The sequence below is a fragment of the Gilvimarinus chinensis DSM 19667 genome (assembly GCF_000377745.1).
Lineage (GTDB): Bacteria > Pseudomonadota > Gammaproteobacteria > Pseudomonadales > Cellvibrionaceae > Gilvimarinus > Gilvimarinus chinensis.
Genome location: NZ_KB898706.1, coordinates 422,168 through 436,734 on the forward strand (window position 1 = coordinate 422,168; position 14,567 = coordinate 436,734).

At 54.0% G+C, this 14,567-nt stretch carries 11 protein-coding genes; 7 read left to right on the plus strand and 4 right to left on the minus strand.

What is annotated here, in order from left to right:
• The first annotated feature begins 255 nt into the window (after positions 1–255).
• Positions 256–2,742, plus strand: a complete 2,487-nt coding sequence (locus D568_RS0101900) for a ThuA domain-containing protein (protein WP_211211591.1) — start codon at positions 256–258, stop codon at positions 2,740–2,742.
• Positions 2,743–2,787: 45 nt separating this feature from the next.
• On the opposite strand, the gene D568_RS0101905 is transcribed toward D568_RS0101900, so the two are convergent.
• Positions 2,788–3,153: a PilZ domain-containing protein gene (locus D568_RS0101905; protein ID WP_020207871.1), complete on the minus strand. Its 366-nt coding sequence runs from the start codon at positions 3,151–3,153 to the stop codon at positions 2,788–2,790.
• Positions 3,154–3,262: 109 nt separating this feature from the next.
• Here D568_RS0101905 and D568_RS0101910 point away from each other — a divergent pair, with 109 nt between their 5' ends.
• Positions 3,263–4,171 carry an ROK family protein gene (locus tag D568_RS0101910; RefSeq protein WP_020207872.1) on the plus strand — a complete coding sequence of 303 codons (909 nt, stop codon included), beginning with the start codon at positions 3,263–3,265 and terminating at the stop codon, positions 4,169–4,171.
• A 186-nt stretch (positions 4,172–4,357) separates the two neighbouring features.
• On the opposite strand, the gene D568_RS0101915 is transcribed toward D568_RS0101910, so the two are convergent.
• Genes D568_RS0101915 through D568_RS0101925 form a run of 3 tightly spaced genes read right to left on the minus strand, consistent with a single transcriptional unit; the run spans position 4,358 to position 7,999 of the window.
• Entirely contained in the window at positions 4,358–4,636 is a 279-nt protein-coding gene (locus D568_RS0101915; RefSeq protein ID WP_026286795.1) for a YebG family protein, read from the minus strand.
• Between the two features lie 57 nt (positions 4,637–4,693).
• Positions 4,694–5,872, minus strand: coding sequence for a PepSY-associated TM helix domain-containing protein (locus D568_RS18930; RefSeq protein ID WP_020207874.1), 1,179 nt, complete (start codon positions 5,870–5,872; stop codon positions 4,694–4,696).
• Between the two features lie 6 nt (positions 5,873–5,878).
• Complete coding sequence (locus D568_RS0101925) at positions 5,879–7,999, minus strand: TonB-dependent siderophore receptor (RefSeq protein ID WP_020207875.1); 2,121 nt, start codon at positions 7,997–7,999, stop codon at positions 5,879–5,881.
• Between the two features lie 99 nt (positions 8,000–8,098).
• On the opposite strand from D568_RS0101925, the gene murJ reads away from it, so the two are divergent.
• The 5 genes from murJ to D568_RS0101950 all read left to right on the plus strand — a co-directional run bounded on the left by murJ (position 8,099) and on the right by D568_RS0101950 (position 14,559).
• Entirely contained in the window at positions 8,099–9,721 is a 1,623-nt protein-coding gene (gene murJ / locus D568_RS0101930; protein WP_083915275.1) for a murein biosynthesis integral membrane protein MurJ, read from the plus strand.
• A 132-nt stretch (positions 9,722–9,853) separates the two neighbouring features.
• A complete protein-coding gene (gene ribF / locus D568_RS0101935) occupies positions 9,854–10,795 on the plus strand; it encodes a bifunctional riboflavin kinase/FAD synthetase (RefSeq protein ID WP_026286797.1) in 942 nt (313 codons plus the stop codon).
• Positions 10,796–10,807: 12 nt separating this feature from the next.
• A complete protein-coding gene (gene ileS, locus D568_RS0101940) occupies positions 10,808–13,609 on the plus strand; it encodes an isoleucine--tRNA ligase (RefSeq protein WP_020207878.1) in 2,802 nt (933 codons plus the stop codon).
• The gene (gene lspA, locus D568_RS0101945) at positions 13,602–14,117 is read left to right on the plus strand and encodes a signal peptidase II (RefSeq protein ID WP_020207879.1); all 516 of its coding nucleotides are present in this window, start codon (positions 13,602–13,604) and stop codon (positions 14,115–14,117) included. Before ileS ends, lspA begins: the two co-directional genes overlap by 8 nt.
• On the plus strand, positions 14,110–14,559 hold the full coding sequence (locus D568_RS0101950; protein WP_020207880.1) for an FKBP-type peptidyl-prolyl cis-trans isomerase: 450 nt from the start codon (positions 14,110–14,112) through the stop codon (positions 14,557–14,559). The genes lspA and D568_RS0101950 overlap by 8 nt, the downstream gene beginning before the upstream one ends.
• Positions 14,560–14,567 lie beyond the last annotated feature (8 nt).

The window sequence follows — 14,567 nt, forward strand, 5'->3', positions numbered from 1 at the left end:
CGCTGCGCCCCGAGCCGACAGATAATTACCCTACAGGCATCGTCAGATGCTGCTGAGCGGGATTTTACCCCTATCGATTTGTCAGCTTCTGTAAAGAGACTGCTAAATTTTTGAAAAGCGCAATGACGCCCCACTTATAGTGGGGTAGACTTTTAGGGTCGGTGATCTCTGTTCGTACCGGCTGATCTGATTCTGTAGCGGCAGGGCTTGCCTCGCCGTTGAAAAAATAACGACTCTTACAGCGTGCTTAGTAAAATGAATATTTTCTCCCGTCGATTCATGGCATTCGCTGCCATTATTCTGGTTGGCTTGACCGCCGTTGCGTGTGGTGCCAAAAACGAACCGGCCGACCAAGCTTCCGATAATGCTGCTGAAAGTCTCCTTAAACAGGTGTTGATTTTCTCTAAGACCGAAGGCTGGCGCCATGACTCAATTCCCGCCGGTGTCACGGCGGTTAGTGAGTTAGTAAAGAGCAAAGGGTTGACACCTGTAGCGACGGAAGATGCCTCGGTTTTTAACGATGAACAACTGGCGCAGATGGCCGCCATCGTTTTCGTAAATACCACCGGGGATATTCTAACCACGTCTCAACAGGTTGCGATGGAGCGTTATATCCAAGCTGGGGGCGGTTTTGTCGGCATTCACTCGGCCACCGATACCGAGCATCGCAAAGGCAATTGGCACTGGTACCAGCGTTTGGTGGGGGCTGCCTTTAAGTCTCACCCTGGTGATCCATCTAATGTGCAGCAAGCCAAGTTGAAAGTGGTTGATCAGCATCACCCTGCAACCGAGGCATTACCCGCTGAGTTTTATCTGGTCGATGAGTGGTATGACTTCTACGCGCTGTCGGATGCCCGTCACGATTTGCTGGTGGTGGATGAGCGCAGTTATCAAGGTGGGCAGCAGGGCAATTATCACCCTATTGCCTGGTACCATGATTTTGATGGTGGCCGCGCATTTTATACCGGCCTTGGGCATACGGCAGAAGCCTTTGAGAATTCGTTATTTCGTTCACATTTGAGCGGAGGGCTAGACTACGCCTTAGCAGAGCGTAAGCCTTTAGATTACGCTAAAGCCAAGCCAGATTCCCGCCGCTTTAAGCAAAACGTACTCGTTGACAATTTGGTAGAGCCCATCAGCTTCGATATCACCGCTGATTATTCTGGGGTGATGATAGGGCAGCGCCAAGGTAAATTGTTATGGCTTGATGTCGCTTCAAAAGAGTTGCATACCATGGCCGAGTTTGAGGTGTTTGCGCCTAAAAAGAACGTCGAGTTTGGATTAATCGCGGTGGCGTTTGACCCTGATTTTGACAATAACAAAATTATTTACGCTATGTACAACCTGGCGGATGAGTCAGGTAAAGCTGAGCTACTCCAGCGCCTATCACAATTCACAGTGAAGGGTAAAACTCTGGATATGGCCAGCGAAAAAGTGCTGTTAGATATTCCCAACGATAATACCTGCTGCCACACCGGTGGGAATTTGGAGTTCGATCGCCACGGTAATTTGTTTGTGGCTCTCGGGGATAATACAAACCCCTTTGAATCCAATGATTCGGGGCCGATCAATAATACCGCTGAAGGCACTTATCACGATGCCTTGAGAAGCTCGGCTAACAGTCAAGATTTACGTGGAAAAATTTTACGTATCACACCTGATAAAGCGGGCAGCTATACCATTCCTGAGGGGAACCTGTTTGCAGCGGCGGAAGATGGTAGGCCAGAAATTTATGTTATGGGGACAAGAAACCCCTATACCATTGCCATTGATCACAGTACGGACACGCTTTACTACGGCGATGTAGGCCCCGATGGCAAGGCCGATACTGAGGAGTTCGGACCGCGCGGATACGATGAAATTAATAAAGTGACTCAACCCGGGTTCTTTGGTTGGCCGGCGGTACTGGGAAATAATATTCCCTATCGGATGTATGACTATGAAAATAATGAGAGCGGTAAGCTGTTTGACCCTATGGCGGTGGAAAATTACTCGCCTCGCAACACCGGGTTGAACGTTCTGCCTCCCGCACAGCCTGCGTTAATCTGGTACCCCTACGCGCGCTCAGATCGATTTCCTGAGTTGGGGCAAGGGGGGCGTAACGCCCTTGTGGCGGGTATCTACCCTCAAGGTGACGATCTTGCTTACCACGACTACTACCAAGGCAAATTGATTATTGGCGACTTCATGCGCAGCTGGATTAAAGTTGTAAGCTTGGATGAGTTCGACAACGTCACCAAGATCGAGGATTTCGCACCGAGTGTTCAATTTGCTGGCCCTCTGGATATGAAAATCACTCCTGATGGCCGCCTATGGGTGTTGGAGTACGGTACTCAATGGTGGGGCAGCAGTGCCGACACCAAGCTGAGTTTTATTGAGTACGACCCCAACGCTGATTTGCCCACCGCGGAAGAAGAGGCCGCGCTGGCCGCGGTGAATGAGGCAGATTTAGATCACCAGGCCCAACTGATTATTGCGGAGGGGGAAGAAGCCACCAAAAGTACCAGTTGTATTGCTTGTCACAAAGAGTTCGAAGCGTCTGTGGGGCCAAGCTTCTTTCAGATTAAAAGTAAATACAGCGAGCTAGAAGACCCTAAAGCCTATATTGCCAATACCATCGCTGAAGGCAGCAGTGGCCGTTGGGGTGAGCATGTTATGCCTGCGCACAACTTCCTGGATGAAGAAACGCGGAATAAAATTGCGACGTATATTATGTCGGTCAGCCAGAGCACGGACGACTGAGTTTTTCTTGATGGAGGCAAAGGATTGCCTCCATCAAGCCCGCCCTTATTTCGGCTCCAGCAGTTCGTGTAATTCACGTTCAGCGGCTGCCGGATCCCCCAGATTAAGCTCAATTAAACGGCGTAAGTGTTGCACGCTGTCCAGGTCTATTGACTGGCACTCTAACCCCAGTTCTTGATCGGTGTAATGAGCAAGCCTCGTTAGCATGCTCATTGATACCTGATCAGAAAGCTCAACGTTTAATTGAATTGGAACCTGAGTGTCCAGTTGGGGGGGCTTGGGACCACTGATTAAAGCTCCGTTAAGAGAAATATCTCGAAGTTTGGCTTGCCACACTAAAGACGCTTGCGACAACTCGGCGTTTAAATCGAAAGGGATGCGTGAAAAGCGGCGTCTATCGGTATTGGACATGGAAATGCCTTTGCGCAAAAGGGGTCTGATTGTAGTGTAGCTGAACAAGTTAAAGCTCGCCCCCTGTTATAATTCTCAATTTTTGGGATTTCAAGGCTAACGAGTTGCTATGGCGAGTTACAGAATAGGTATTGATCTAGGCGGAACCAAAACGGAAGTCATATTGCTGGGCGAAGGCAGCCGCGAGCTTTTTCGTAAACGCATTCCTACCGTACGGGATAACTATCAACGTACCTTGCAGGATATCGAGGGTTTAGTTTTGGCTGCCGAGAACGCCGCCGAGAGTGGCCCATTGCCGGTGGGTTTGGGGATCCCTGGTACGGTATCGCGCAAAACCGGATTGGTAAAAAACGCCAATTCTACTTGGCTGAATGGTCAGCCTTTGCAAGTGGATTTGTCTGCGAAACTGGGCCGTGATGTAAAGGTGACTAACGACGCGAATTGCCTCGCTGTATCTGAAGCCGCGGATGGCGCCGGAAGTGAAGCCGAGTTTGTTTTCGCCGCTATTTTGGGGACTGGTTGTGGTGGTGGCGTGTGTTATCGCGGCAGGCCTCTTGCGGGTCCCAATGGGGTGGGCGGTGAGTGGGGGCATAACCCGTTGCCATGGACGCACGATGCCCAGTTAAACGCCAGGCCTTGCTACTGTGGTCGTTCAGGTTGCCAAGAGACCTTTTTGTCCGGAACGGGAATCAGCCTAAGCTATCAATTGGCAACAGGAAGGTCACTAAAAGCTGCTGAGATTGTTGATTTGTGGCGGCAAAAAGACGCTACAGCTACGGAAGTGATGCAGGCGTATATGGATCAATTGGCGCGCTCTTTGGCGGCCGTGATCAACATCATGGACCCTGATGTGATTGTGCTCGGCGGAGGGGCTTCAAACATCAGTGAAATTTATGAGCAGGTTCCCAAAATCCTGCCAGGGTACGTGTTTGGTGGAGAGTGCGACACGCCTATACGACAGGCCGTACACGGTGATTCCAGTGGGGTAAGAGGGGCGGCATGGTTGAACCCGTTTTAGGCGCAGCACCTGCTGTGATCACCACCCAATTGTTTGGGGGCGCTCTTTAACGTCAAAAAAACCGCCGCATCGTTGAGGCGAATGCAGCGGTGAAGAAGCGGCGGCGCGTTGTGGAAGCGGTGCGACGCCGCGTGCGCCGTTGTGGTGATGAGTGGTGGTCATCCGGCGCGTGGTGAAAGGTGTGTTTTACTGGTTGGCGGCCAGTGGCGTTACGCTGGAGTCTTCATCTACCTCTAGTAAAGCCTCGGGCTTGCCTTTACAGGCCTTGGCCAGCTTGTCGCTATTGCGCGCCAGTAGCAGGCCAATGGCTTCGCTGTGCTCTTCGCTGATTCCTTTAACGGAATTCTCAATCAGGTCGGTAATATTGGCTGCCAGCTCCAACATTTTGTCGTGAGCTTCGGCGGCTTTTTTATCATCAAACATCTTTCCATCCCGGTCACATTTCCAGACGGCGACTACTGCCATGGTTAACCTCCATTGCGATACTGTTTGGATATACAGTATCGGGCGCGGGTTAAGCTGTCAAGCAAAAAAGAAGGGCAGGGTGAGCCCGAGGCTTGCCAGCACCAGTGCCAGCTGCAGCCAGCGGCTGTGGCCGATCAGTCGCCAGGCGGCGCGGGGGTTGGGGCCTGTGCGGCGACTGCCCAGGCGCAGGGCGCACAGCCATACGCCGCTACCCGAGAGAATGGTCATGGCCAGGCCCCAGATAAACCAGATGATCTTGCTGGGATACCCGGCAAAGGTGCCAAAGTGGAGTGGGTCGGCGGCTTCGGCAATACGCTGGTGAACGCTTAACTGCTCGCCTTTAACCTGGCCGATAAGGGTTTGGGTATTGGCATCAACAGCGATGGTGTTGGCGCGATCGCGTACCAATATCGCCGTATCCTCGCCCTGTAGTAGCAGGGGTTTATCTTCTAGTACCAGAATACGTTTGAGCTCAAAGCCTGGGTTCTGAGCCAGGGCTTGATGGATGGCCGGAGTCAGTCTGGCGGCGTCTTGTGGTTGAGCTCGGACCCCTGCCTCGGGTAAAAGGCTGGTTGCAGAAGGGGCCGAACCGCCCCAGCGTTCCACTAAGTACCACAGGCCGGTAATGGCTATCAGGCCGATAAACGGCAGACTCCAGATGCCCAGCCAGCGGTGCAGGTCGCCCCACCAGCGTCTGGGGGGATCGCCACTGGTAGGCGTTTTGGCAAAGCCGCGCCACCACTTTTTATAAATAAAAAATGCCGAGATGAAGGATACAAGCAAAGGAATGCTGAGCAGCCCGACGATGGTAAGCCCCCATTTTAGCGGCAGCATTAAGTGCCGGTGGGTCTGGCGCAAGAACCGGTGGGCGTTAAACCAGGGGGCGGTGCCGGTTACCTCGGCGGTGTAGGGGTTGATGTAAATCCGCTGCAGCTCGCCGGACCCGTCGCGGGCAATGGCTTCGGCGGCCATAAAACTCGGCAGGCCCAGGTTAAGGGAGCTGATGGTCCAGTCGGGATTGGCGGCGTGGGCGACGGCCAGCAGCTCGCCGGCCGGGCGCTCTTTGCCATCCGCAGGTGCCTCTACCCGTAATTCGGGGGTGAGCAGCCAGTCGATTTCATAGGCAAACACCGCCAGGGTGCCGGTGAGCGAGATAAAAAACAGCAACAGACTGAATTTTATGCCCGCACAACTGTGCAGACTAAACCACTGTTTGCGGTTTATCCGCCAAGCCACTTGGGGTTAAAACTCGCGGCTAATGGTGGCAACCACACGGCGCGGTTCACCGGGAAAGTGGCCGGTGCGGGTAAGAAAGCCGCTTTCGGCATACTCTTCATCAAACAAGTTGCTCACATTCAGCTGCAGCTTCCACTGGTCAAAAGTACTTTGCCAGCTGGCGTCGAACACGGTGTAGGGCTTCACGTAATCGCCATTGATGCCGATCTGATCATCTTTGTAATCAACCCCAAAGGCGAATGCCGAGTTAATGGCTGGGAAGTCATAGCGCGTCCACAGCCCCAGCAGGTTGCGCGGGGTATTGGCAAACTGATCGCCAGTGGCGTTGGTGATGCCGGTGGTGGCTTCGAGTACCTTGGTGTCGTTGAAGGCGTAGTTTAAGGTCATGGTCCAGTGGCGCATTAGGTCAGCGCTTAAATCCATTTCCACCCCGCGGCTGCGTACCTTACCCACGGCAATCAAGTCGTCCACGCCGTCGCCGCCTACATCGCCCGCCGGGTCGGCTTGCACGACATTGGCTTTTTCAATTTCGTAGGCGGCGATGTTTAGCTGCGCGCGGCCCGACCACAGAGTTAACTTACTGCCGATTTCAAAGCTAACGCTCTCTTCCGGATCAAATGGGCCGCCTTTTTCTTCGTCCTGGCTGGAGACGCTTTGCGGTTCAAAGCCCTCGCTGTAGCTGGCGTAAAAGTTCAGGTTGTCGGTTAAGTGGTAAACCGTACCCAGGCGGTAGGTGAGGGCGGTGTCGCTGTCTTCAGCGGTGCCGCTGGTGCTTTCAAAGTCGTTAAAGCGCAGGCTAACCAGCACATCCCAGGCGTCGGAGAGCCCGATTAAGTCCTGCACATACAGGCCCGACTGGGTCAGTCCGGTGTGGGAATCACTCTCCCAGTCGCGATCATCCAGGCCGTACTGGGCGCGGGAGGTCTGGCCGTACACTGGGTCGTAAAGGCTGAGTGGCGGGACAACGCCGCCGGATTCGATCGGGCTGCCGCGCTTGGCTTTAAAATCGCTGTCCAGGTCGTAAATATCAAAACCTGTCAGCAGCTGATGGCTGACGCCGCCGGTATTAAATTCGTAGATTAAATTGGCGTAGGCGCTGGTGCCTTCGCTGTTGCGCACCTGGTCGCGAAACTGGCGCGCCATCATATCGTTTACGCCATCGTCATTGGAATCGTAAAGCCCGCGCGGTTCGTGATAGTTTTGCAGCTCTTGGTTTTCGTAGTAGCGAACGGCGGCATCCAGTTTGACGCTGTCGTTAAACGCGTGTTGTAGGCGCGAGTAAAATACATCGGCGCTCAGGCTGAGAAAATCGGTGGGTTCGTTGTGGTTCCAGCTGGGGTCCACCAGAAACTCGCCGTCCTCATCCACCGGCACACCGCGCAAACGGTTAGCGCCCAGTGTTTGATCCACAAACGAATATTTCACTAGTACGCTGGTGTCGACGCCCGGCTGCCAAACAAAGCCTAAGTCGCCCTGGTCGTTATCGTTGGTGGTGTGCTCGCGAAAGGGCTCTTCGGTTTCTTTTAGCATGGCCACCCGGTAGCCAAAATCGCTGTCGCCAAAGCCGCCGGTGGCCTGCACGTTTACCCCGGTTAAATCGTAGTCGCCCACCACAATCTGGGCGCGACCGTATTGCTCCAGGCTGGCCTGGCTGGTGGCGTAGTTAATCAGCCCGCCCGGTGCGCCGGCACCGTAGATGGCGCCGCTGGGGCCTTTAAGTACTTCCAGGCGGTCCACCCCGAAGGTGCGCGGTACGGTAAAACCCGCGTAGGGGTCGCCGCGCAGGCCGTCGTATAACACCTCATCCTGGCGAAAGCCGCGAAAGGTAATGCCCGAGTAACTGAATACGCTCACGCCACTGATATCGCGATACAAATCCCGCGCATCCCGCGCGCCCTGGTCTTCGATCAATTCGGCGTTAATCACCTGCACTGAGGCAGGTACTCGCGACAAATCGGCATCGATACGGGTGGATACCGAGGAGTCATTGGCCCGGTACAGAGATTGGGCCCGGCCGGTGACGACCAGGGTTTCCACTTTTTCGGTACTGTCGATTTCCGTGTTCACGGCGTAGGTCAAGGGGGAGGCCAGAATAACGGCGAGTACCAAAGGAGATCTGCGGGGCATAGTGAGGGTCCGGTTGTATTGATAAATTCGCGCAAATGATAAATATTATCAAGTGCGTTTTCAATGGTCTGCTGTTCAAGGGCGTGGGTGGTGTGGATAATGTCGCTCTCGTCGAAGGCTTTGGAACAGAATGTGAGTCAATCCAATACCCCTAAACCCCCCCTCAAGCCTGGGCTACTGAAATCCAGCAGCAAGGTGGGCGCTATGACCATGAGCTCGCGGGTGCTGGGGCTGGTGCGCGATGTGGTGTTTGCCCACACCATTGGCGCCGGCGGCGGGGCCGATGCTTTCTTTGTGGCCTTTAAAATCCCCAATTTTATGCGTCGGTTGTTTGCCGAGGGCGCTTTTGCTCAGGCGTTTGTACCTGTGTTGTCTGAATACCGGCAAAACGGTTCTCATGCTGCGGTAAAAGCTCTGGTAGATCGTGTGGCCGGTGGCTTGGGGTTTGTCTTAATGGTCGTGACGGCCCTCGCGGTGTTGGGTGCGCCCTTTGTGGCAACCCTATTTGCGCCGGGTTTTCGCACAGATCCAGAGCAGTTTGCTTTGGCCGCTGAGATGATCCGAATTACTTTCCCTTACTTAATGCTTATATCGCTAACCGGTTTGGTAGGGGCGATTCTTAATAGCTATGACCGCTTTGCGGTACCCGCTTTTACCCCGGTGTTATTGAACATTGTGCTCATCGTAGCTGCACTGGTGGTGGCACCGTTGTTTGATCCTCCTGCTCTGGGTTTGGCGTGGGGTGTGCTGGCTGCTGGAGTTGTACAGTTTTTGTTTCAACTGCCATTTTTAAAGCCATTGCACCTGCTGCCTGCGCCTAAAGTGGATTGGCGCGACCCTGGGGTAAAGCGTATTTTGACCTTGATGGTGCCCGCGTTGTTTGGCGTGTCCGTCAGTCAGATTAACCTGCTGCTGGATACGGTTATTGCCTCGTTGCTGCCCGACGGCAGTATCTCTTGGCTTTACTACTCAGAGCGTCTGGCTGATTTGCCTTTGGGGGTGTTTGCAGTCGCTATCGCTACAGTGATCTTGCCTAATTTGTCGCGCCAGCATGCGGGTAAAGACCCCGCCAGTTTTGCCAGTACGCTGGATTGGGCAATTCGCCTAGTATTTTTGATTGCTTTGCCCGCTGTGGTGGCTCTACTGATTCTGGCGCAGCCGATACTGACTACCCTGTTTCAATACGGTGCTACTACGGCCTCTGATACCGCTATGGCTACCCTGAGCTTGCGCGCCTACGCATTAGGGTTGCTGGCTTTTATGCTGATTAAGGTCTTGGCTCCCGGTTTTTACGCCCGTCAGGATATGAAAACACCTGTGCGAATTGGCATTATCGCCATGGCCACCAACATGGTATTAAACCTACTTTTCGTTGTGCCACTGCACTTTTATTACGGTATAGGTCATGTGGGGTTGGCCTTGGCGACGGCGATCTCTGCGTACATCAATTCGGCTTTGCTTTACCGCGGGTTGCGTCGCCAGCAGATTTTCTGGCGCCAGCGGGGCTGGGGGCGTTTTGCTGTTCAGCTGGTGCTGGCTAATATGGCGATGGGTGTCTTGTTGTTCGCTGCACTCGTGCTTTGGCCCAACTGGGTGGAGTGGGGGGCTTTTGCCAGAGTGTGGCGACTCGCGGTGATATGCGTAGCGGGTGCCGTGGTTTACGCCGCTGTGCTTGTGATATTCGGATTGCGCCCGAGACATCTGAAGCATCCGAGCGCCTGACCTCGCGCTGCGGGAAAACTTCGCTTGTTTGATGGGCTTTGCGGTTAGCATGGAGTCGTGCAAAGGTACCCCCGCACCCCGCGGGTGCTGTATACTCGCGCGTTCGGTTTTTCACCCTCAACAGGCCCTAACGTGCAACTTATTCGCGGTTTACACAATCTGCGCGCGGAACATCGCGGTTCTGTTGCCACTATTGGTACTTTTGATGGGGTGCACCTAGGGCATCAGGCGATTTTGCGCCAGTTGGCAGAGGCCGCTCGACAGCATCAGCTTCCCTCTGTGGTGATTTTATTCGAGCCCCAGCCCCATGAGTATTTTGCCCGCGAAAAAGCGCCCGCACGGTTGATGCGTTTGCGTGAAAAGCTAATAGCGTTGCAGCAGGCCGGGGTTGAGCGTGTACTTTGCTTGCGGTTTAACGAAGCGTTGCGCCGCTTAAGTGCTAACGAATTTATTGATGTTGTGTTGCTAAACGGCTTAGGCATCAAACACTTAGTGGTTGGAGATGATTTTCGTTTTGGCTGCGACCGCAGCGGCGACTACACCTTGTTGGAGCGTGTGGGCGAGCGGCAGGGTTTTAGCGTCACCGATACCTTAACCCTGACCATTGAGGGCGAGCGTATCAGCAGTACGCGCATTCGTGAACTTTTGGCTGCGGGGGACTTTACCCGCGCCGAGGCTTTTCTGGGGCGACCTTTTGCCATTACCGGACGGGTGGGTCACGGCAAAAAACTGGGGCGCCAGATTGGTGTGCCCACCGCCAATTTACGCTTAAAGCGCTTTCGCTCGCCGCTATCGGGGGTGTTTGTGATTAGCGCGCAACTGCAAGGTGAAACTTTCCACGGGGTCGCCAATGTGGGGGTAAAGCCCACGGTGGCGGGTGATATCGAACCTCTGCTGGAAGTTCACCTGTTCGCTTTTGACCGCACTATTTACGGCGAGGCACTGGCCATCCAGTTTCACGCCAAACTCAGAGATGAGCAAAAATTTGCATCGTTGGATGCCTTAAAAGCACAATTGCAACAGGATATTCGCCGGGGGCGCGGTTTTTTCGCGGCCTTAACACAGATCGGGTAACAGACAACGACCATGAGTGACTACAAAGCAACCTTGAATTTGCCCCACACGCCCTTTGCCATGAAGGCAAACCTGGCGCAGCGCGAACCCCAGATGCTTAAAGCCTGGGACAAAGCGGGCCTGTATCAGGCGATTCGCGAATCCCGCAAAGGGCGCGAGTCGTACATTCTGCACGATGGACCTCCCTACGCGAACGGCGACATTCATATTGGTCACGCGGTCAATAAAATCCTTAAAGACATTATTATCAAAAGCAAAACCTTGAGTGGTTTTGATGCACCCTATGTGCCCGGCTGGGACTGTCATGGCCTGCCTATTGAGCACAATGTCGAGAAAAAGCACGGTAAGGCTGGTGTAAAACTGGACGTGAAAGCGTTCCGTGAAAAGTGCCGCGCCTACGCTGCGCGCCAGGTTGAAGGGCAAAAGAAAGACTTTGTTCGTTTGGGCGTATTGGGTGAGTGGGATAACCCCTACCTGACCATGGACTACAAGTTCGAGGCCGATATTATCCGCGCCCTGGGCAAGATCGTTGAAAACGGCCACTTGCAGCGCGGCTTTAAGCCAGTGTACTGGTCGGTGGTGGGCGGCTCGGCACTGGCCGAGGCAGAGGTAGAGTATCAGGACAAAACCTCGTTCAGCATCGACGTTAAATTTGCGTTTGTGGACCAGAGCGCCGCCAGCGCGGCCTTTAGTGAATTGGCAGGCCAAGGCGACTTAGAAGTGGTTATCTGGACCACCACCCCCTGGACATTACCCGCCAACCAAGCGGTTAGCCTAAATGCCGAGCTGGATTACGTGGCAGTGCAAGTGGGTGATAAGCGCTTGGTGGTAGCTGAGGGGCTGCTGGAGTCGGTGATGAACCGCGCAGGCGTTGAAGATTATCAAATCGTCGGCAAAACCTCCGGCGCCAAGCTTGAGCACTTAGTGCTGCAGCATCCATTTTACGATCGTCGGGTGCCCGTCATCTTGGGTGAACACGTCACTTTGGATGCCGGTACTGGCTGCGTACACACCGCACCGGATCACGGCGCGGACGACTTTTCCGTAGGGCAGAAATACGGCATAGGGACGCTGAACTACATCGATGATAACGGTGTTTACCGCGACTTTGTGGAAGGCTTTGCGGGCGACCATGTGTACAAGGTGGATGAAAAAGTCATCGACCTGCTCACCGAAAAAGGCGCACTGTTTAATGCCGGTAAGTTGACTCACAGTTTCCCGCACTGCTGGCGCACCAAAACCCCGCTGATTTTCCGCGCTACGCCCCAGTGGTTTGTGAGCATGAACAAGAACGATCTGCGCGGCGAAGTGGCTAAATCCGTTGAGAATGTGCAGTGGGTGCCCAACTGGGGCCGCGCGCGCATCGACTCAATGTTAGAGTCCAGTCCCGATTGGTGTATCTCACGACAGCGCACCTGGGGCGTGCCCATCGCTTTGTTTGTGCATAAGCAAAGTGGCGAGCTGCACCCGCGCACTGCGGAATTAATTGAGCAGGTAGCCAAAGCCGTCGAGAAAGACGGTATGGATGCCTGGTACGAGCTGGACGCCGCGCCTTTATTAGGTGGCGATGCCGACGACTACGAAAAAGTCACCGATACTTTGGACGTATGGTTCGATTCTGGCGTAACCCACCATGCGGTACTGCGTCAGCGTGAGGGTTTGCGCTACCCGGCCGACTTGTATTTGGAGGGCTCGGATCAGCATCGCGGCTGGTTCCAGTCATCGCTCAAAACCGCCATGGCCATCAATGGCACAGCACCCTACAAAACCGTGCTGACTCACGGTTTTACCGTGGATGCCGACGGCCGCAAAATGTCCAAGTCCATTGGTAATACCGTATCGCCGCAAAAGGTGATGAACGATCTGGGCGCCGATGTATTGCGCCTGTGGGTGGCGGCCACCGACTTCAGCTCGGAAATGAGCGTGTCGGATGAAATTTTAAAGCGCACCGCGGATTCCTATCGCCGTATTCGCAACACGGCGCGTTTTATGCTGGCTAACCTCAACGGTTTTGATCCGGCCACCGACCTGGTGGAGGCGAATAACATGATCGCCCTGGATCGTTGGATTGTGCGTCGCGCCGCCGTCTTGCAGCAAGAGTTGATCAACGCGTACGACAGTTTTAGCCTGCATCAGATATATCAAAAGCTGCATAACTTCTGTGTGGTTGAGTTGGGTGGCTTTTATCTGGATATCATTAAAGATCGCCAGTACACCACCAAAGCCGATTCATTGCCGCGTCGCTCAGCGCAGACCGCGCTTTACCATTTAAGCGAAGCGTTTGTACGCTGGATTGCGCCGATTTTGAGTTTCACTGCCGATGAAATGTGGCAGCAAATTCCGGGTGAGCGCAAAGGTTTTGTCTTTACCGCCGAGTGGTATGAGCTGCCAAGCGTGGCCGACGACGAGCTGGGCGATGCCTTTTGGGAGCAAATTGCCGAGGTAAAAACCGCCGTCAACCGTGTGATGGAAGCCAAGCGGGGCGAGGGAGCCATCGGCGGCTCATTGACCGCTGAGCTTACGTTGTACTGCGACGCTGAGTTGAAAGCGGCGCTGGAGAAGGTCGCCGATGAGCTGCGCTTTATTTTAATCAGCTCTACCGCCGCTATCGCTAATATTAACGGCGCCCCGGCTGAGGCTGTGGCCACCGATGTTGAAGGGTTAAAAGTGGGTGTCAGTAAATCAGAGCAACCCAAGTGCGAACGTTGCTGGCATCATCGTGCTGATGTGGGCGCGGTAGAAGCTCATCCTGATATCTGCAAGCGTTGTGTAGATAACATTGATGGCGCAGGAGAAGAGCGTCGTTATGCTTAAGCGATTCGCACACCCCTGGGGGTGGTTTGTGCTGGCGGCGGTGGTGATTGGTTTAGACCAATGGAGTAAGGCTGCCGCAACAGCCGCTTTGCAATACGGTCGCCCGGTCGAAGTGACTTGGTTTTTTGATTTAACCTTGCTACATAATCACGGTGCAGCGTTCAGTTTTTTAAGTGACGCCGGCGGTTGGCAGCGTTGGTTTTTTACCGCTATCGCTCTATTTATGAGTGTGGCGATTACTGTATGGCTACTGCGCATTGCCCGAGAGCGCTGGCTTGAGGCCGCCGCACTGGGTTTTGTTTTGGGCGGCGCGGTTGGAAATTTAATCGACCGTCTGCGCTTTGGTTACGTGGTGGATTTTATTTCGGTGCATTACAACAACAGTTATTTTCCCGCGTTTAACCTGGCAGATTCGGCTATTTGTTTTGGGGCATTTTTAATGATTGTGTATATGCTCTTTTTTCAGGATGACAAAGCAGAAAAATCCGGGGAGCAAAACAATGCGTGAGTTAGCGATTGGACCAGGCACCAAGGTGACCCTGCACTTTTCGTTGTCTCTGCCCGACGGCGAGATGGTGGACTCTAACTTTGAGGGCTCACCCGCGACTTTCACCGTGGGTGACGGCCAAATGTTAAAAGGGTTTGAAGAGGCGCTTTACGGTTTGTGTGAAGGCGCACGCGAAGAGTTTGTGATCCCGCCGGAGGCTGGCTTTGGCGCCCACAACCCCAGCAATTTGCAAACCATTAGCCGCTCGGAGTTTGATCCTTCCCTGCAGCTTAGCGAAGGATTAATGCTGTCGTTCGCCGATGCGCAGAACACAGAGCTGCCCGGCGTTGTCGTAGACTTTAACGACGAAGAGGTTACTGTAGATTTTAACCACCCGCTGGCGGGCCGCGATATTGTTTTTAAAGTGGCAATCTTGGAAATCGAGCCGGCGCAGGTACATTAATGCAACAG